The sequence below is a fragment of the Caulobacter flavus genome (assembly GCF_003722335.1).
Lineage (GTDB): Bacteria > Pseudomonadota > Alphaproteobacteria > Caulobacterales > Caulobacteraceae > Caulobacter > Caulobacter flavus.
The window spans coordinates 5317942-5334267 of the sequence record NZ_CP026100.1 but is presented as its reverse complement, the minus strand read 5'-3'; the positions used below and the strand labels follow the sequence as shown (position 1 = coordinate 5334267).

Below are 16326 nucleotides of genomic sequence, written 5' to 3'. Positions count from 1 at the left end.
ACACTCGAACTCCGTTCAACTTTCGCGGCTTAGCATGCCGCTCGCGCGCCGTCGCCGATTCAGGCGCGGGCCAGCGGCAGGGTCACGACCAGGTCGCCGGCGTGTGCGGGCGGGGCGCCGGCCGGGCGCATGACCAGGGCGTCGGCGCGGGCGAACACGCCGACCAGCGACGAATCCTGGTCCGGGAAGGGCGTGACCGTCACCCGGCCTTCGGCGTCGACGGCGCGCGCGGCGCGCATCCAGTGCTCGCGCGGGCCATTGCCGGGCAGGGGGGCGGCCAGGCGGGCGACGCCGAAGGGCAGGGCCGGATCGGCGCCGGACAGGGCCGCCAGCAGCGGACGCAGGAACAGTTCGGCGCAGACCAGGGCCGAGGCCGGATTGCCCGGCAGGCCCAGCACCCGGCGGCCGTCTTCCAGCAAGCCGAACCAGGTGGGCTTGCCCGGACGCACCGCGATGGTCTGGACGCGCAGGACAAGGCCAAGCCGCGCCATGGCCGGCTTGACCAGGTCGTAGTCGCCGACCGAGGCGCCGCCGATGGTCACCACCAGGTCGACCTCCGCGTCGGCCACCGCCAGGGCGATGGCGTCGACGGAGTCCGCGGCGGGGGCCAGCTTGATCGGCTGTCCGCCCCAGGCCTCGATCAGCGCGGCCAGGCTGAACGAGCCGGACTCGAAGATCTGGTCGGCCTCGGGCGCGCCGCCGGGCGCGACCAGTTCGTCGCCCGTGGCCAGGATCGCCACCTTGGGTCGACGGGCGACGGGCAGGTCGGCGCGTCCGGCGGCGGCGGCCAGCGACAGGCGCCAGGGATCGATGCGCGCCCCGGCCCCCAGCAGCCGGTCGCCCGAGCGGAAGTCGCCGCCGGCCGGGCGGATGTTGGACTTGGGATTGTCGCCGGCCGCGAAGGACACCCGGTCGCCGTCGCGCACGGCTTCTTCCTGGATGATCACGAGGTCGGCGCCCGGGGGCACGGGCGCGCCGGTGAAGATCCGCACCGCCTGGCCTGGTTCCAGCGTCGCCGGATAGGCGCGGCCGGCGGCGCTTTCGCCGGCGATCGCGAAGGCTGCGACCACGCCGTAGTCGGCCCGGCGGACGGCCCAGCCGTCCATGGCCGAGGCGTCGAAGGGCGGCTGATGGCGATCGGCGACGACGTCCCGCGCCAGCACCCGGCCGACGGCCTCGGACAGGGCGACGGCCTCCACGCCCAGGCGCGCGGCGCCGTCCAGCATCCGGGCGCGGGCGTCCTCGACGGTCAGGTTCTTCAGGGCTTGGCTCACGGATCGATGGTCCCTGTCTGGCGCGGGCCATGGCTGTGGCAGGAGCGGGCGCGGGTCAATCGAAACCTGCGCCGGCCCCTCCGGGCTTGTAGCGGTTCGGCGGAATGCCCAGCAGTCGCCTGAACATCGTGGAGAAGGCGGCCGGGCTGTCGTAGCCGAGATCCAGGGCGATGGTGGTCACCGGCTCGCCGGCCGCCAGGCGGGGCAGGGCGGCCAGCAGGCAGGCCTGCTGCCGCCAGGCGCCGAAGCTCATGCCGGTCTCGCGGCGGAAGGCGCGGGTGAAGGCCCGGCGTCCCAGGCCCAGTTCGCCGCACCAGTCGTCGATGGTCTCGTGCGGCGTGGGGCGCTCGAGAAAGGCGTGGCAGCGGCGGGCCAGGGCCGGAGCGGCGGGGAAAGGCACGGCCAGCGGGATCACCGGCGCGCGGGTCAGTTCGGCCAGCAGCAGGTTCATGACCAGGCCGTCGCGGCCGGCCTCGTCGTAGTCGACGGGGATGTCGCAGGCGGCGATCAGCAGATGGCGCACCAGCGGCGAGACGCCGATCACCCGGCCCGTGTCGCCCAGCGCCGCCGAGGCGCGCGCGTCGAGCAGAACGCTGCGGGTGCTGACCGCGCCGACCATGCGCACCGAATGCGGCACGCCCGCCGGCGTCCACACCGCGCGTTCCGGCGGGGCGATCCAGGCCCCGTGCGGGGTGCTGACCACGGCCACGCCGGCGGCGGCGTAGAGCAGCTGACCGCGCCCGTGCTGGTGCCAGTCCAGCTCGAACGAGGGCGGATACTCGTTGCCGGTGGCCACCACCGGACGGGGCGCGGCGTCGTAGTCGGCGGGATGCGTCCAGGGCTTGGCCATCTGTCCCACTCGCGAAAGTGAAAGTCCCGATGCGGAATGCGGGACGACTTTCCAGGTCCTATCGCGGTCTCACCTTCACTGGAAGAGCCCGATGACCGACACCGCGATCCGATCCCCCGCCGCCGAGCCGCCCCACGACCAGGCGCAGACCACGGTGTTCGGCGTCATCCTCGCGATCAGCGGCTGCCACCTGCTCAACGACATGATGCAGTCGCTGCTGCCGGCCATCTATCCGAACCTGAAGACCGACCTGAACCTGAGCTTCGGCGAGATCGGCCTGGTCACCCTGGCCTACCAGATCACCGCCTCGATCCTGCAGCCGCTGGTGGGGCTGTACGCCGATCGCCGCTCCAACCCGTGGGTGCTGCCCGGCGGGACGCTGTTCTCGCTGGCCGGCCTGGCGGTGCTGTCGATCGCGCACGTCTACGGCCTGGTGCTGCTGGGCGCCTGTCTGCTGGGCGTCGGCTCGTCGGTGTTCCACCCGGAATCGTCGCGGGTGGCGCGGATGGCGGCGGGCGGCCGGCCGGGTCTGGCCCAGTCGCTGTTCCAGGTCGGGGGCAACGCCGGCCAGGCGCTGGGACCGCTGGCGGCGGCGCTGATCGTCGTGCGCTGGGGCCAGTCGAGCCTGGCCCTGTTCGCTCTGCTGGCCCTGCTGGCCGGGGCGGTGCTGTGGAACGTCGCCGTCTGGGCCCGCCATCACGGCGCGGCGCGCCTGGCGGCCGGGAGCGGCCGCAAGGTCGCGCTGGACCTGCCCAAGGGCGCGGCCGGCAAGGGCATCGCCATCCTGCTTGTGCTGATCTTCTCCAAGTACGTCTACATGGCCAGCCTGACCAGTTACTTCACCTTCTACCTGATCGAGCGCTTCTCGGTGTCGGTCGAGAACGCCCAGATGCACCTCTTCGCCTTCCTGGCGGCGGTGGCGCTGGGCACGATCGCCGGCGGACCGGTGGGCGATCGCTTCGGCCGCAAGGCGGTGATCTGGATCTCGATCCTGGGCGTGCTGCCGTTCACGCTGCTGCTGCCCTATGCCAGCCTGTTCTGGACCGGGCCGCTGGTGGTGATCATCGGCCTGCTGCTGGCCTCGGCCTTCCCGGCCATCGTGGTGCTGGCCCAGGAACTGGCGCCGGGCCGGATCGGCATGATCTCGGGCCTGTTCTTCGGCTTCTCGTTCGGCATGGGCGGCCTGGGCGCGGCGGTGCTGGGCGAACTGGCCGACTGGAAGGGCGTCGAGACCGTCTACAAGGTCTGCGCCGTGCTGCCGGCCCTGGGCCTGCTGGCGGCGTTCCTGCCCAATACGCGCAGGGCCTGAGAGGAACCCGGACAGCAAAAAGGCCAGCCTCGCGGCTGGCCCTTTCTCGTTTCCGGCGATGGTCGGGCGATCAGCCGACGAACGCGCGCTCGATGACGAAGTCGCCAGGCTCGGCGTTGGAGCCTTCGACCAGGCCGTGGGCCTCGAGCAGGGCGGCGGTGTCCTTGATCATGGCCATCGAGCCGCACAGCATGGCGCGGTCGTGTTCGGGATCGAACTTGCCGCCTTCCAGGCCGAGGTCGGAGAACAGCTTGCCGCTGGTGATCAGGTCGGTGAAGCGGCCCTGGCGCTCGAACGCCTCGCGGGTGACGGTGGGATAGTAGACCAGCTGGGCCTTGGCCTCGTCGCCGACCAGCGGGTCGTCGTGGATCTCGCTAGTGAAGAGGTCGCGATAGGCCAGTTCCTGAACTTCGCGCACGCCGTGGGCGACGATCACCTTCTCGAAGCGGCTGTAGGCGTCGGGATCGCGGGCGACCGACAGCCACGGCGCCAGGCCGGTGCCGGTGCCGAACAAGAACAGGCGCTTGCCCGGCTTGACCGCGTCCAGCACCAGGGTGCCGGTCGGCTTCTTGCCCAGCAGGACCTGGTCGCCGGCCTTGATCTGTTGCAGGCGCGAGGTGAGGGGGCCGTCGGGCACCTTGATCGAAAAGAACTCCAGTTCCTCGGCGAACGAGGGCGAGCCGATCGAATAGGCGCGCAGGATCGGCTTCTTCTCACCCAGCTCCTCGCGGGCCGGCAGGCCGATCATCACGAACTCGCCCGAGCGGAATCGGAAGCTGGCCGGACGGGTGATGGCGAAGCTGAACAGCCGGTCGGTCCAGTGCTTGACCCAGAGGACGGTCTCCAGGTGATGCGGGGACTCCTTGGCGGGAGCAGGGGCGGCGGCGGTGGCGGTCTCGGCCGTCATGTCTGTGATTTCGATCCTGTTCGCGCCCGTTCGCAAAAACAGCGGCGCGCATAAGAAAAGTCGGGCGTCGCTCCGGCCCTGAAGGCGACCCGCGTGTCATGTGAGAAGTTGAGAGCGGATGTCAACTTTTGCGATCTGAAGCCGCTTGGAGAAAAAATTCTACGAGCGGTCTAAAATACCGCCGTTCGCTTTTTCCGACTGTGTCAAAAATGTGATTGCCGACCACCCAAACGGGGCGCAGACTTCCTTTTGCTTCGTTCGCGAAGCCAACGATACGGAGGAACGTATGCGGGTGAGGTTCGTCATGGCCGCCGCGGCGGCCAGTCTGTTAGCGTTAGGCGTAGCGGGTTGTGAAGGCGGCGCCCAATCCAAGTCCGCCAAAGCCCAACAAGTGACCCTGGAAGGCAAGTCGGTGACGGCGAGCGGCTGCGTGCGGCCGGTCGAGAACACCAAGTGCCTCGTCGTGCGCGGCCCCAACGGCGGCTATTACGACGTCTCCAGCGCCAGCCCGGCTCCGGACCCCGCCAAGGGGGTCGGCGTCTCGCTGCGTGGTCGCGACCAGGGCAAGAACACCGAATGCGGCCGTGAGCTCACGGACGTGAAATGGTCGTACCTGAACGTCCAGTGCGCGGCGGCGACGCCGAGCGCCTCGACCGGCGCCGAAGAAAAGAAAGACGGCTAAAGCCTGATCGCTTCGAACGGCTCTAGGGCTTCGGTGAAGGCTGCGCTTCAGCCCTCGCCGGAGCCGGGGTCGGTTCGCGTCCTCGGCGTATCGACGCTGGCCTCTCCGCCGGCCGGTTCGGTGGCGGGGCGAGGCGGCTTGCCGTCGGCGTTCGGATTCGGTCGCTGATTCTCGTGCTCGACCTCCCGATTGGAGGGGCGCTCGCCGGTGTTCGCGGCCATATTCCATCCTTTCAGACACGGGGCGGATGCCGGGGCGGGCCAAGAAACCTGTGAAAAGGCGCCGCTTGACCCGCGACTTAGGCAATAACGCGTGTCGAAGGCGTCCTGATCCGCTTGCCCGGCGCAAACGACCCTGCTACACGACGCCGCTCTGGCGCTGGGAAGCGTCGGCGGCGCCGCTCGCGGCCCTCCGGCCTCGACCGTCGCCAAGGCTGCGGTCCTCTCTATCGGGACCGGAGTTCTGCAGGAGTGTAGCTCAGCTGGTAGAGCATCGGTCTCCAAAACCGAGGGCCGGGGGTTCGAGTCCCTCCACTCCTGCCACTATATGTCATCGGCCGGTCCGGCGTTCGGCCCGGCCTGTCAGATACGCGAGCCTCTGAAACCATGGCCAGGAAACCGGGATCCAGCCCGTCAGCGATCAAGAACCGCGCCGCCCGCACGGCCGCGGCGCTGGCCCCTGCCGGTCAGGCTCCTTCCGCCGCCGCTGCGGCCCCCAAGAAGCCCTTCAACCCGGTGCAGTTCATCCGTGAAGTGCGCGCCGAAGCCCGCAAGATCACCTGGACCACCCGCAAGGAGACCTGGATCACCTCGGTGATGGTCTTCATCATGGTGATCGTCGCCTCGGTGTTCTTCTTCGGCGTCGACTGGATTCTGGGTACGCTGGCCAATCTGCTGCTGAAGTTCGCGGCCGGATAAGACATATAAAGACCATGAGCACCGAAACCGCGACCAACCCGAACCACAAGTGGTACATCGTCCACGCCTACTCGAACTTCGAGAAGAAGGTGGCCGAGAGCATCCGTGAGCAAGCCAAGGCCCAGGGCCTGGAAGACAGCTTCTCCGAGATCCTGGTGCCCACCGAGGACGTCGTCGAGATCCGCCGCGGCCGCAAGGTCAACGCCGAGCGCAAGTTCTTCCCGGGCTACGTCCTGGTGAAGATGAACCTCTCGGACGAGGCCTACCACCTGATCAAGAACACCCCGAAGGTGACGGGCTTCCTGGGCAGCGGCTCCAAGCCGACCCCGGTCTCCGAAAAGGAAGTCCAGCGCATCGTCGGCGCGATCGAAGAGGGCGTCGAGAAGCCCAAGACCGTCGTGCTGTACGAAGTCGGCGAGAACGTCCGCGTCATCGACGGCCCGTTCGCCAGCTTCAACGGTTCGGTCGAGCAGGTCGACGAGGAAAAGGCCCGTCTGCGGGTCACCGTCTCGATCTTCGGCCGCGCCACCCCGGTCGAGCTGGAATACAGCCAGGTCGAGAAGATCGCCTAAGCGATCCCTTCGCCGAGCTTTCGAAGACCCCGCGCCGGCGATGGCGCGGGGTTTTTGCTTTCCGGGCCCCCCTTTTCCGGTCGGCCGCTGTGCTAAAGTCCAGTGCCGCCGCGCCTTGCCGCCTCTAGCCCTCGCGGGTCGCGAGGGGAGGCGGGCCATGCGTCACGATCGTATGAGGCAGGAGCACAGGTACGACGCGGCGATCGCGCACCTGCTGGCGGGACGGACGCGGCCGGCGGAGGTCGGCCTGCGGGCCGTGGTGGCGGTGAACCCGCGCTCGGCCCCCGCGCACTATCACCTCGGCCTGGCCTTGCGCGGGGAGCGCAAGTGGAAGGCCGCGGCGCAGGCGTTCCGCTCGGCCCTCGCCCTCGATCCGGCCCACGCGCGCGCCGAGGCGTCCCTGGCGCTGATGCTGTTGCAGACGACGTCGGCGACCGCGGCCGAGCCGCACGCCCGCCGGGCCGCCGTCGCCGATCCCGGCGACCCGCTGATCCTGGCCGCGCTGGGCAACATCCTGCGCTATCTGGGCCGTCTGACCGAGGCCCGGGAGGCTTTCGACGCGGCCCTGAAGCTGGCTCCCGATCATGTCGACGCCCGCTTCGGCCGCGGCTTCCTCAGCCTGCTGGAGGGCGACTACGCCTCCGGCCTGATCGACTACGAGTTTCGCGAGTCGCGAACGGACGGCGCCGATCCGGGTTTCGCTCCACAGTGGCGCGGCGAGGATATCCGCGGACGCAGCCTGCTGGCCTATGGCGAGCAGGGGCTGGGCGACGGGCTGCAGTTCCTGCGGTTCCTGCCGCCGCTGGTCGCGCGGGGCGTACAGGTGACGGTCATGGCGCCCGGTCCCCTGACGGCCCTGGCGCGTGCGTCGCTGGCCGGGGTGCGGGTGCTGGAGCCGGGCGACAGGCCGTCTTTCGACGTCTGCTGCCCCTTGCCCAGCCTGCCGCTCTACTGCGGGGCCCGACCGGAGGCGCTTCCGGCGCGCGGCGGCTATCTCTCGGTTCCTCCGGGGCGCGTGGCGGCGTGGAAGGCCCGGCTGGGCGACAGCGCCGATATGACCGTGGCCCTGGCATGGGCCGGAAACCCCGACCACACCAACGACCACAATCGCTCCATGACCCCGGCCGACCTCGCGCCGTTGCTGCAAGTCCCCGGCGTGCGGTGGATCAGCGTGCAGAAGGGGCCCGCCGCGGCGGATCTGCCCCGCCGGCTGGGCGTGCTCGACCTGGGTGGCGAGTTGAAGGACTTCGCCGACACCGCCGCGGTGATGACCCTGGCGGACCTGGTGGTGTCGGTCGACTCGGCCCCGTGCCATCTGGCCGGCGCCCTGGGGCGACCGGTCTGGACCATGATCCCGTTCGCCCCCGACTGGCGCTGGGGCCTGTCGGGGACGGACAGCGCCTGGTACGGGTCGATGCGGCTCTATCGGCAAGACCAGCTCGAAGCGGGCTGGACCGGCGCGGTCGAGGCGGCGGCCCGTGACCTGGCCGCTCTGGCGGCGGCCCGCGCCTGACCGGCGCTGGACTCTCCGCCGCGCGCCTGCTACACGCCGCGACCTCGCTCCGGGATCCGATTCCGGGGCGTGTTCGCCGTTAAGGCGGAACCAAATCCGTGGAAGGGCCGCCAAGCCCGCACCACGGCTCACCAGCGAGGGCTCCGGCCCTCACGAGAGGATAGTATGGCTAAGAAGATCCTGGGCTACATCAAGCTCCAGGTGAAGGCTGGCTCGGCCACGCCTTCGCCCCCCATCGGCCCGGCTCTGGGTCAGCGCGGCGTCAACATCATGGGCTTCTGTAAGGAGTTCAACGCGCGCACCGAGAACGTCGAAAAGGGCATCCCCCTGCCGACCGTGATCACGGTCTACCAGGACAAGTCGTTCACCTTCATCACCAAGACGCCTCCGGCGACCCACTACCTGAAGCAGATCACCGGCCTGAAGTCCGGCGCGAAGCTGACCGGTCGTGAGACCGTCGGCGAAGTGACGCGCACGCAACTGCGCGAAATCGCCGAGAAGAAGATGAAGGATCTGAACGCCAACGACATCGAGGCCGCGGCCAAGATCATCGAAGGCTCCGCCAAGGCCATGGGCCTGAAGATCGTGGAGGCCTAATCCAATGGCTACGCAACCCAAGCGCATCAAGGCCTGGACCGGCGACCGTGACGCCACCCACGCCGTCGCCGAAGCTATCGCCCTGGTCAAGGCCAACGCCAAGGCCAAGTTCGACGAGACCATCGAGATCTCGGTGAACCTCGGCGTCGACCCGCGTCACGCCGACCAGCAGGTCCGTGGCGTCGTCCAACTGCCGTCGGGCACGGGCCGTGACGTTCGCGTCGCCGTCTTCGCCAAGGACGCCAAGGCCGCCGAAGCCACCGCCGCCGGCGCCGAAGTCGTCGGCGCCGAGGACCTGGTCGAAAAGATCCAGAACGGCTTCATGGACTTCGACCGCGTCATCGCCACCCCGGACATGATGGCCCTGGTCGGTCGCCTCGGTAAGGTGCTCGGTCCGCGCGGCCTGATGCCGAACCCGAAGGTCGGCACCGTGACCCCGAACGTCGGCCAAGCCGTGAAGGACGCCAAGGGCGGCGCCGTCGAGTTCCGCGTCGAAAAGGCCGGTATCGTGCACGCCGGCATCGGCAAGGCCTCGTTCACCGACGAGGCCCTGCTGGTCAACGTCAAGGCGCTCATCGACGCCCTGAACAAGGCCAAGCCGTCGGGCGCCAAGGGCATCTTCGTCAAGCGCGTCGGCCTGTCCTCGACCATGGGTCCGGGCTTCAAGGTCGACATCGCCTCGATCACCGCCTAATCGGCTGATCCAAGCGAACTGACTTCGCGGACGGGCGCTGGAGCGATCCAGCGCCCGTCTTGCGTTTGGGCTCTACGATCGGGACCTGGATTTGATAGCTTGGCTAGCCGATGTTATCTTCTGTCTAGATGGAGACGATCGATGGCCTTCCATATTCGCGACCCAGAGACCGACGCCCTGGTCCGTCAGTTGGCCGAGAAGGCGCATGTCGGCATTACCGAGGCGGTAAAGCTGGCCGCCGCCGAAGCCCTAGCCACCCGTGAAAAGGCGAGGGAAGAGAAGCTGGCCAAGGCGCGGGCGATATGCGCCGAAGTCGCCAGTTGGCCTCGCACGGGTTTGAAGGCCGACAAGGCGTTCTTCGACAGCCTCAACGACGAATGATGTTCGTCGATGCGTCGGCCTGGACGGCCATGCTGCTGGAGGAGCCCGAGGCCGAAACCTTCAGGGCCAAGTTGGCGGGCGGGTCCATGGTGCTCACCTCCGCCATAGCCGGTTGGAAGACCGTGCGAGCCGTCGCGCGAGAAACGGGGCGAAACCAGATCGAAGCCGCTGCCAGACTCGGCGACCTGCAATCGACCTTCGAGGCTCGGCTGGTCGCCATTGGGCAAACCGAGCAGGTCTTGGCGTTGGAAGCTCACGCCCGCTTCGGCAAGGGCATCCATCCGGCTAAGCTGAACATGGGCGACTGTTTCTCCTACGCCTGCGCCAAGGTTCATGGCGTTCCGCTGCTCTACAAGGGCGGCGATTTTTCCCTGACCGACATCGAGGCCGCGTGACGCCCGAAGCTTCCAGGACCATCGACGTCGCCGTGGTCGGCGGCGGCCCCGCCGGCCTGGTCGCCGCCCAGCGCCTCGCCGAGGCCGGCCGCTCGGTCGTGGTGTTCGAGAAGATGCCGACCTTCGGGCGCAAATTCCTGATGGCCGGCCGCGGCGGGCTTAACCTCACCCATTCGGAAGACTTCGCGCGCTTCGCAGCCCGCTACGGCGACCGCGAGGCGCGACTGCTGCCGATGCTGGAGGCGTTCACGCCGGCCGACCTGGTCGCCTGGGCCAGGGATCTGGGGCAGGAGACCTTCGTCGGCGCCAGCGGCCGGGTGTTTCCCAAGGCGATGAAGGCCTCGCCCCTGCTGCGGGCGTGGCTGGCGCGCCTGGAGGCCCTGGGCGTCTCCCTGCACACGCGGTCGGCCTGGGCGGGGTGGGACGCCGATGGCGCCCTGCTGGTCGACGGGCCGGACGGCCGCGAGGCCTGGCGGCCGCGCGCCACGATCCTGGCGCTGGGCGGCGCCAGCTGGCCCAAGCTCGGCTCCGACGCCGCCTGGACGGGGGTGCTGGAGGCACAGGGGGCGGCCATCGCGCCGTTCGCCCCGGCCAATTGCGGCTTCGAGGTCGCCTGGAGCGAGATCTTCCGCGACCGCTTCGCCGGCGAGCCGCTGAAGAACGTGCGCCTGACCTGCGAAGGACGCCAGGCGCGGGGGGACGCCATGGTCGCCGGCTACGGGATCGAGGGCGGGGCGGTCTACGCCCTGGGGCCGGCGCCACGCGAAGCCATCGCCCGCGACGGCGCGGCGACGCTGACGATCGACCTGCGACCCGACCTGCCGGCCGAGACTCTGGAGCGCCGGCTGTCGGGCGCGCGGGGCGGCCAGTCGCTGGCCAACCATCTGCGCAAGGCTCTCAAGCTGTCGCCGGTGGAGGTGAACCTGCTGCGCGAGGCGCACGGCCTGGACCTGCCGGGCGAGCCGGCGGCGCTGGCGGCGGCGATCAAGGCCGCGCCGATCCGGCTGACGGCGGCCCGCCCGCTGGAGCGGGCGATCTCGGCGGCCGGCGGCGTGCGGTTCGAGGGTCTGGACGGCCTGGCCCTGCGGGCGCGTCCCGACGTGTTCCTGGCCGGCGAGATGCTGGACTGGGAAGCCCCGACCGGCGGCTACCTGCTGCAAGCCTGCTTCGCCACCGGCGTCGCGGCGGCGAAGGCGGCGGGGGAGGGGCTGGGGTAGGGGGAGGGGCTGGGGTAGGTTCAGGCTCGGCGCTTCTTTCACCGCTTTCCTGGGCCTTGTGCCCAGGATCCATGGTCCAGCCTGCTCAAACCTCTCGACCTCCGCTTGGATCTGAGCGGCCGCCGGCATGGGTCCTCGCCACAAGGGCGAGGAAGGCGAGGAGAGGGCTACGAAGAGGTGCGGGGGGAGCAGAGCCCCTCAGAAACTGCCCACGTGATGGATGTTGCCGTCCGGGTCCTTGAACCAGACGAGCTTCATCCCGCCGGCCCGGTGCACGCCGTCCTCCACCGTGATCCCGGGCATGTCGTAGGTCTCGAACGCGACGCCCTTGTTCCTCAGCGCGGCGACCACGGCGTCGAAGCGCTCGCCGACCGGCCAGGTGACGGCCGTGCCCTGGTTCGTTCCGGCATATTCGGACTGATAGACGGTCAGCACCACGCCGCCGGCGCGATAGGCCTGAACGTCCATCTCGGAATCACCCTCGGGCGCCAGGCCCAGGGCGTCCTCATAGAACCGTTTCGCCCGCGCCAGGTCCTTGACCGGCAGGGTGGGGGAGGCGTCGAACTGGCCCAGCATGGCGAGGCTCCTTTGCGGTTTCCACGCCTTGAAGACGTTCGGACGCCCTACGTTCCGACACCTGGTTGCGTTCCTTCGGCAAATCCTCTATACGGCCCGCCTCTCCGCTGGACTCCGGTTTGGCGGCGAACCTGTTTGAGAACTGCGGGGCGCGGGGTCACCAGCGCCATAATCGAGGAAGAGCCCTTCCTCGCCGTCGGGAGACAGGGATAGAGACGCCAAGACCTCCTTCTCGTGACGTCAGTCCGAGTCAGGTGCGCGGCCGACTTTCCTTGGAACAGGCTGATGCAACTCGCGCGCGGGAGCAATTCCGCATGGGACGAGCATCTGGCTGCCGGAATGGTCCGGCCGCCTGCAACTGAGTAGGAGACCGCAATGGACCGCGCTCAAAAGCAGGAATCGATCGAGTCGCTGAAAAGCGTCTTCGCCGATGCCGGCGCTGTCGTCGTGACCCACTACATGGGTCTGACCGTTGCGGAAATGACCGACCTTCGTCTTCGCCTCCGCAAGGAAGGCGCCGCGATCAAGGTTGTGAAGAACACCCTGGCTCTGAAGGCTCTGGACGGCAAGCTCGGTGAAAAGGGCGACACGCTCTTCACCGGTCCGGTCGCCATCGCCTTCGGCCCGGACGCCGTCTCGGCCGCGAAGATCGCGGTGCAGTTCGCCAAAGAAAACGACAAGCTCAAGATTGTCGGTGGCGTTCTGGACCAGACCAACGTGCTCGACGAAGCCGGCGTGCGCGCTCTGGCGACCCTGCCGTCGCTGGACGAACTGCGTGGCAAGCTCATCGGCCTCATCCAGGCTCCGGCGACCAAGATCGCTGGCGTCCTGCAGGCCCCGGCTGGCCAGCTGGCTCGCGTCTTCAACGCCTACGCGACCAAAGACGCCGCGTAACGGTCATCCCCGCAAATCTATCCCAATCTCTCTAAGGAACTGACACATGTCGAAGCTCGAAAAGCTGGTCGAAGAACTGTCCACCCTGTCGGTGCTGGAAGCCGCTGAACTCTCGAAGCTGCTGGAAGAAAAGTGGGGCGTCTCGGCCGCCGCTCCGGTCGCCGTGGCCGCCGTCGGTGGCGCCGCTGCTCCGGCTGAAGCCGCTGAAGAGCAAACCGAGTTCACCGTCGTCCTGGTCGACGGCGGCGACAAGAAGATCAACGTGATCAAGGAAGTCCGCGGCGTCCGTCCGGACCTCGGCCTGAAGGAAGCCAAGGACCTGGTCGAAGGCGCTCCGCAGAACGTCGTCGAAAACGTTTCGAAGCAGCAGGCCGACGAAGTCGCCAAGAAGCTGACCGAAGCCGGCGCCAAGGTCCAAGTGAAGTAATCCGGTTCCGCGTCGTCTGACGCGGATCTGGTCTTCACGACCTTACGAGACGGGCCCGGAGGGAAACCTCCGGGCCCGTTTTCGTTTTCACGATCCTCCCCCTGAAGGGGGAGGTGGCCCGCAGGGCCGGAGGGGGAAGTCCCTTCCGAACGACGGGCGGGGGAGCCGGTTCACAAGTCCCCCCTCCGTCGGCTTCGCCGACACCTCCCCCTTCAGGGAGAGGGTTTGGCTATTCATCCCATAAATCCCACCTTCTGCGTTGACGGCGCTGTCAGGCCCCTCTAGGCCGGTATCAGGAAATGATAGCGGTAACTTAGTGGAGGAATCGCATGGCTTGGCTGGGTAACGGCGCGCGGGCGCGCGTCCTGGGTCTGGTTTCGGGCCTGGCGCTCAGCGCCGGGGCGGGCATGGCGGTCGCCGCGCCGCAGACGACGGTCGACCGCAACGGCGCCTACGTCTCGGTCGAGACCTACGCTCCCAACGTCATCCGCGTGACCATCAGCCAGGACAAGGACCTGGCCAAGGCCGCGCCGGGCTACGGCGTCAACGGGACGGCCACCGACAAGGGCTGGCGCCACGACCAGAAGGCCGGCGCCGACATCTTCACCTCGGCCGAGCTGTCGCTGGAAGTCGTCGCCCAGCCGTGGCCGGGCGCGCCCAGCCTGCAGGAGCGCTATTTCGCCCCGGCCCTGCCGCCGGTCTCGATCAAGGTGCGCAAGCCCGACGGGACCTCGCTGGTCGACATGACCGGCTGGGAGATGGCCCCGCACGTCGTCAGCGGCGAGAAGACCTTCCGCGCCGGCGCCAGCTTCTCGACGACCGCCGACGAGCACTTCTACGGCCTGGGCCAGAACCAGGAGTCGGAAAGCGCGCTCGACCTGCGCGGCCGCACCATCGACTGCAAGCACGACTACGACGCGCCGCACGGCGAGAGCGTCTGCGTGCCGTTCCTGGTGACCAGCAAGGGCTATGGCATCCTGTGGGACAACCCCTCGGCCACCAAGATCTATCCGGGCGTCAACGGCCGCACCCTGTGGCAGAGCAATGTCGGCGAGCGCGTGTCGTTCTTCGTCATCACCGGCAAGACCACCGACGAGATCTACGCCGGCTACCGCGCCCTGACCGGCGTGACGCCGCTGCCGCCCAAGGCCGCCTTCGGCTACATCCAGTCCAAGGCCCGCTACGAGAGCCAGGCCGAGTTCATGGCCGTGGCCGACGGCTACCAGAAGCGCCAGCTGCCGCTCGACATCATGGTGCTGGACTGGTTCCATTGGACCCGCATGGGCCAGATCGACATCGACCCGGCGCAGTTCCCCGACCCGGCCGGCATGAACAAGACGCTGCACGACCGCGGCGTCCACACCATCATCAGCGTGTGGCCACGCTTCGAGCAGGAAGGCCGCTACTTCAACTATCTGGCGGGCAAGGGCTGGTTCCTGAAGGACGAGAACGGCGATCCGGTCGACGGCCTGCCGTTCCGCAGCGACCGCACCGGTGCGCTGATCGACAGCACCAACCCCGAGGCCCGCGACTGGTTCTGGGGCAAGATCCGCGACAACATCATCTCGCAGGGCTTCGACTGGCTGTGGCTGGACGAGACCGAGCCTGACCTGGTGCCGTCGGGCTTCTTCTTCCACGCCGGCTCGGGCGACCGCATCCGCAACGCCTTCCCGCTACTGCACGCCCAGCTGGCCGCCGACGGTTCGCGCCGCGACCGCCCCGACAAGCGCAACCTGATCCTGGCCCGCGCGGCCTACACCGGCGCCCAGCGCAACGGCTCGCTGTTCTGGTCGTCCGACATCCAGCCGACCTGGGAGGCCCTGCGCCGGCAGGTGCCGTCGGGCCTGAACTTCACCGCTTCGGGCCTGGCCTACTGGGGCAACGACATCGGCGGATGGCAGTGGCTGCCGCAGACCACGACGGCGACCAAGGCGCCGCTGCTGGATCCGTCGGACGCCCGCGCCGTGGTCGGCCAGAACAACGACTATCCCGAGCTGTTCACCCGCTGGTTCCAGTACGGCGTGTTCACCCCGACCCTGCGGGTGCACGGCATGCGCAAGGAGACCGAGCTGTGGTCGTTCGGCAAGGAGGCCGAAGGCGTGCTCTCCAAGTACGTCAAGCTGCGCTACGCGCTGATGCCGTACCTCTACTCGATGGGCAAGACGACCTACGACACCGGCGCGCCGTTCATGCGCGGCCTGTTCATGGACTTCCCCAACGACCCGAAGGTGGCTGACATCGGCGACCAGTACATGTTCGGCCCGGCCTTCCTGGTGGCTCCGGTCACCGAGCAGGGCCAGACCGAGCGCGACGTCTATCTGCCCGCGGGCGCCGACTGGTACGACTACTGGACCAACCAGAAGTTCGCGGGCGGCCAGACGATCCGCGTGAAGGCGCCGATCGACGTCATCCCGCTGTTCGTGCGCGCCGGCTCGATCGTGCCGATGGGCGCGCCGATCATGAACACCAGTCAGGCTCAGGCGATCAGCGCGGTGAAGGTCTATCCGGGCCGCGACGCCGAGTTCTCGCTCTATGACGACGACGGCGTCACCAACGCCTACGAGAAGGGCGTCGGCAAGACGGTGAAGCTGCGCTGGGACGACAAGGCCGGCAAGCTGACCGCCACCGGCGACAAGGTCCTGGCGGCCCAGGCCCAGGGCGCGGTTCAGGTGGTGAAGTAAGGCAAGAGGGGAGGGCGGAAACGTCCTCCCCTTTTTCTTTGGAGGCTCACGCCCAATCAGCCTTCGTGCGTGTAGCGCTCAAATGGGTTCCTGAGAGCTAGAGGGGGCAGACCACGCGCCGTGTAAGCGATAGGCGTCCTCGTAAGCGAAGCCTTCGAGTTGCTGACGGGTCCAGTGAGTGGGGCGCGACGAGCAGGCCTTGCGGACCCACTCGCGCACATTGCCGGCCTTTTCGCAGACATAGCCGTGGTTGCCTGAAGCCCGCTCGATTTCGCGCGTCAGGCTGTCGACCTGTGCGATAAGATCGGACTGCCCCCGGCGTCCGAAACCGGGTTCGACGAGGCTGAGCAGGGTTGTAGTCAGTTCGCTATAAATATTGGGCATTAACTTTCTCCGACATGTCATCAGAGTCTAGCTTTGCCCCGCTGATCTGGAAGGGC

General features: G+C 68.4%; 19 protein-coding genes and 1 tRNA gene. 14 read left to right on the top strand and 6 right to left on the bottom strand.

What is annotated here, in order from left to right:
- Positions 1-59 precede the first annotated feature (59 nt).
- A complete protein-coding gene (locus C1707_RS24375; RefSeq protein WP_276310646.1) occupies positions 60-1274 on the bottom strand; it encodes a molybdopterin molybdotransferase MoeA in 1215 nt (404 codons plus the stop codon).
- 55 nt (positions 1275-1329) lie between these two features.
- Complete coding sequence (locus C1707_RS24370; RefSeq protein WP_101713320.1) at positions 1330-2124, bottom strand: AraC family transcriptional regulator; 795 nt, start codon at positions 2122-2124, stop codon at positions 1330-1332.
- Between the two features lie 91 nt (positions 2125-2215).
- Here C1707_RS24370 and C1707_RS24365 point away from each other — a divergent pair, with 91 nt between their 5' ends.
- Positions 2216-3433, top strand: coding sequence for an MFS transporter (locus C1707_RS24365; protein WP_101713319.1), 1218 nt, complete (start codon positions 2216-2218; stop codon positions 3431-3433).
- Positions 3434-3503: 70 nt separating this feature from the next.
- Here the strand turns inward: C1707_RS24365 and C1707_RS24360 are convergent, their stop codons facing one another.
- Positions 3504-4340 (bottom strand): ferredoxin--NADP reductase, encoded by an 837-nt coding sequence (locus C1707_RS24360; RefSeq protein ID WP_101713318.1) that lies wholly within the window; start codon positions 4338-4340, stop codon positions 3504-3506.
- A gap of 391 nt (positions 4341-4731) precedes the next feature.
- Between C1707_RS24360 and C1707_RS24355 the strand changes: the two genes are divergently transcribed.
- A complete protein-coding gene (locus C1707_RS24355) occupies positions 4732-5022 on the top strand; it encodes a hypothetical protein (protein ID WP_240633813.1) in 291 nt (96 codons plus the stop codon).
- Between the two features lie 47 nt (positions 5023-5069).
- Here the strand turns inward: C1707_RS24355 and C1707_RS26355 are convergent, their stop codons facing one another.
- Positions 5070-5243, bottom strand: a complete 174-nt coding sequence (locus C1707_RS26355) for a hypothetical protein (RefSeq protein WP_164467451.1) — start codon at positions 5241-5243, stop codon at positions 5070-5072.
- A gap of 245 nt (positions 5244-5488) precedes the next feature.
- On the opposite strand from C1707_RS26355, the gene C1707_RS24350 reads away from it, so the two are divergent.
- From C1707_RS24350 to C1707_RS24310, 9 genes are all read left to right on the top strand, one after another.
- Positions 5489-5564: transfer RNA gene (locus C1707_RS24350), tRNA-Trp, on the top strand.
- A 63-nt stretch (positions 5565-5627) separates the two neighbouring features.
- Positions 5628-5939 carry a preprotein translocase subunit SecE gene (gene secE, locus C1707_RS24345; RefSeq protein WP_058346466.1) on the top strand — a complete coding sequence of 104 codons (312 nt, stop codon included), beginning with the start codon at positions 5628-5630 and terminating at the stop codon, positions 5937-5939.
- 14 nt (positions 5940-5953) lie between these two features.
- Positions 5954-6511 carry a transcription termination/antitermination protein NusG gene (gene nusG / locus C1707_RS24340; protein ID WP_058346465.1) on the top strand — a complete coding sequence of 186 codons (558 nt, stop codon included), beginning with the start codon at positions 5954-5956 and terminating at the stop codon, positions 6509-6511.
- A 157-nt stretch (positions 6512-6668) separates the two neighbouring features.
- Positions 6669-8024, top strand: coding sequence for a tetratricopeptide repeat protein (locus C1707_RS27030; protein WP_164467450.1), 1356 nt, complete (start codon positions 6669-6671; stop codon positions 8022-8024).
- Positions 8025-8189: 165 nt separating this feature from the next.
- The gene (gene rplK / locus C1707_RS24330) at positions 8190-8621 is read left to right on the top strand and encodes a 50S ribosomal protein L11 (protein WP_101713315.1); all 432 of its coding nucleotides are present in this window, start codon (positions 8190-8192) and stop codon (positions 8619-8621) included.
- Positions 8622-8625: 4 nt separating this feature from the next.
- Positions 8626-9315: a 50S ribosomal protein L1 gene (rplA, locus tag C1707_RS24325; protein ID WP_101713314.1), complete on the top strand. Its 690-nt coding sequence runs from the start codon at positions 8626-8628 to the stop codon at positions 9313-9315.
- Positions 9316-9456: 141 nt separating this feature from the next.
- On the top strand, positions 9457-9696 hold the full coding sequence (locus C1707_RS24320; RefSeq protein WP_101713313.1) for a type II toxin-antitoxin system VapB family antitoxin: 240 nt from the start codon (positions 9457-9459) through the stop codon (positions 9694-9696).
- Positions 9693-10091 carry a type II toxin-antitoxin system VapC family toxin gene (locus C1707_RS24315; protein ID WP_240633812.1) on the top strand — a complete coding sequence of 133 codons (399 nt, stop codon included), beginning with the start codon at positions 9693-9695 and terminating at the stop codon, positions 10089-10091. Before C1707_RS24320 ends, C1707_RS24315 begins: the two co-directional genes overlap by 4 nt.
- A complete protein-coding gene (locus tag C1707_RS24310; protein WP_101713312.1) occupies positions 10088-11308 on the top strand; it encodes a TIGR03862 family flavoprotein in 1221 nt (406 codons plus the stop codon). The genes C1707_RS24315 and C1707_RS24310 overlap by 4 nt, the downstream gene beginning before the upstream one ends.
- A 198-nt stretch (positions 11309-11506) precedes the next feature.
- Here C1707_RS24310 and C1707_RS24305 read toward each other — a convergent pair whose 3' ends face one another.
- Positions 11507-11884, bottom strand: a complete 378-nt coding sequence (locus tag C1707_RS24305) for a VOC family protein (RefSeq protein WP_101713311.1) — start codon at positions 11882-11884, stop codon at positions 11507-11509.
- A 375-nt stretch (positions 11885-12259) separates the two neighbouring features.
- Here C1707_RS24305 and rplJ point away from each other — a divergent pair, with 375 nt between their 5' ends.
- From rplJ to C1707_RS24290, 3 genes are all read left to right on the top strand, one after another.
- Positions 12260-12778, top strand: a complete 519-nt coding sequence (rplJ, locus tag C1707_RS24300) for a 50S ribosomal protein L10 (protein ID WP_101713310.1) — start codon at positions 12260-12262, stop codon at positions 12776-12778.
- Between the two features lie 46 nt (positions 12779-12824).
- Complete coding sequence (rplL, locus tag C1707_RS24295) at positions 12825-13205, top strand: 50S ribosomal protein L7/L12 (RefSeq protein ID WP_101713309.1); 381 nt, start codon at positions 12825-12827, stop codon at positions 13203-13205.
- Positions 13206-13534: 329 nt separating this feature from the next.
- On the top strand, positions 13535-15886 hold the full coding sequence (locus C1707_RS24290; RefSeq protein WP_101713308.1) for a glycoside hydrolase family 31 protein: 2352 nt from the start codon (positions 13535-13537) through the stop codon (positions 15884-15886).
- Positions 15887-15964: 78 nt separating this feature from the next.
- On the opposite strand, the gene C1707_RS26350 is transcribed toward C1707_RS24290, so the two are convergent.
- Complete coding sequence (locus tag C1707_RS26350; RefSeq protein ID WP_145998380.1) at positions 15965-16270, bottom strand: hypothetical protein; 306 nt, start codon at positions 16268-16270, stop codon at positions 15965-15967.
- Positions 16271-16326 lie beyond the last annotated feature (56 nt).

What these genes read in the sequence shown, in the direction of transcription:
- C1707_RS24320 (WP_101713313.1), top strand. Translation starts at nt 9,457, where the DNA reads ATGGCCTTCCATATTCGCGACCCAGAGACCGACGCCCTGGTCCGTCAG.
- C1707_RS24360 (WP_101713318.1), bottom strand. Translation starts at nt 4,340, where the DNA reads ATGACGGCCGAGACCGCCACCGCCGCCGCCCCTGCTCCCGCCAAGGAG.
- rplA (WP_101713314.1), top strand. Translation starts at nt 8,626, where the DNA reads ATGGCTACGCAACCCAAGCGCATCAAGGCCTGGACCGGCGACCGTGAC.
- rplK (WP_101713315.1), top strand. Translation starts at nt 8,190, where the DNA reads ATGGCTAAGAAGATCCTGGGCTACATCAAGCTCCAGGTGAAGGCTGGC.
- C1707_RS26355 (WP_164467451.1), bottom strand. Translation starts at nt 5,243, where the DNA reads ATGGCCGCGAACACCGGCGAGCGCCCCTCCAATCGGGAGGTCGAGCAC.
- secE (WP_058346466.1), top strand. Translation starts at nt 5,628, where the DNA reads ATGGCCAGGAAACCGGGATCCAGCCCGTCAGCGATCAAGAACCGCGCC.
- C1707_RS24290 (WP_101713308.1), top strand. Translation starts at nt 13,535, where the DNA reads ATGGCTTGGCTGGGTAACGGCGCGCGGGCGCGCGTCCTGGGTCTGGTT.
- C1707_RS26350 (WP_145998380.1), bottom strand. Translation starts at nt 16,270, where the DNA reads ATGCCCAATATTTATAGCGAACTGACTACAACCCTGCTCAGCCTCGTC.
- C1707_RS24365 (WP_101713319.1), top strand. Translation starts at nt 2,216, where the DNA reads ATGACCGACACCGCGATCCGATCCCCCGCCGCCGAGCCGCCCCACGAC.
- C1707_RS24370 (WP_101713320.1), bottom strand. Translation starts at nt 2,124, where the DNA reads ATGGCCAAGCCCTGGACGCATCCCGCCGACTACGACGCCGCGCCCCGT.
- nusG (WP_058346465.1), top strand. Translation starts at nt 5,954, where the DNA reads ATGAGCACCGAAACCGCGACCAACCCGAACCACAAGTGGTACATCGTC.
- C1707_RS24305 (WP_101713311.1), bottom strand. Translation starts at nt 11,884, where the DNA reads ATGCTGGGCCAGTTCGACGCCTCCCCCACCCTGCCGGTCAAGGACCTG.
- rplL (WP_101713309.1), top strand. Translation starts at nt 12,825, where the DNA reads ATGTCGAAGCTCGAAAAGCTGGTCGAAGAACTGTCCACCCTGTCGGTG.
- C1707_RS27030 (WP_164467450.1), top strand. Translation starts at nt 6,669, where the DNA reads ATGCGTCACGATCGTATGAGGCAGGAGCACAGGTACGACGCGGCGATC.
- rplJ (WP_101713310.1), top strand. Translation starts at nt 12,260, where the DNA reads ATGGACCGCGCTCAAAAGCAGGAATCGATCGAGTCGCTGAAAAGCGTC.
- C1707_RS24315 (WP_240633812.1), top strand. Translation starts at nt 9,693, where the DNA reads ATGATGTTCGTCGATGCGTCGGCCTGGACGGCCATGCTGCTGGAGGAG.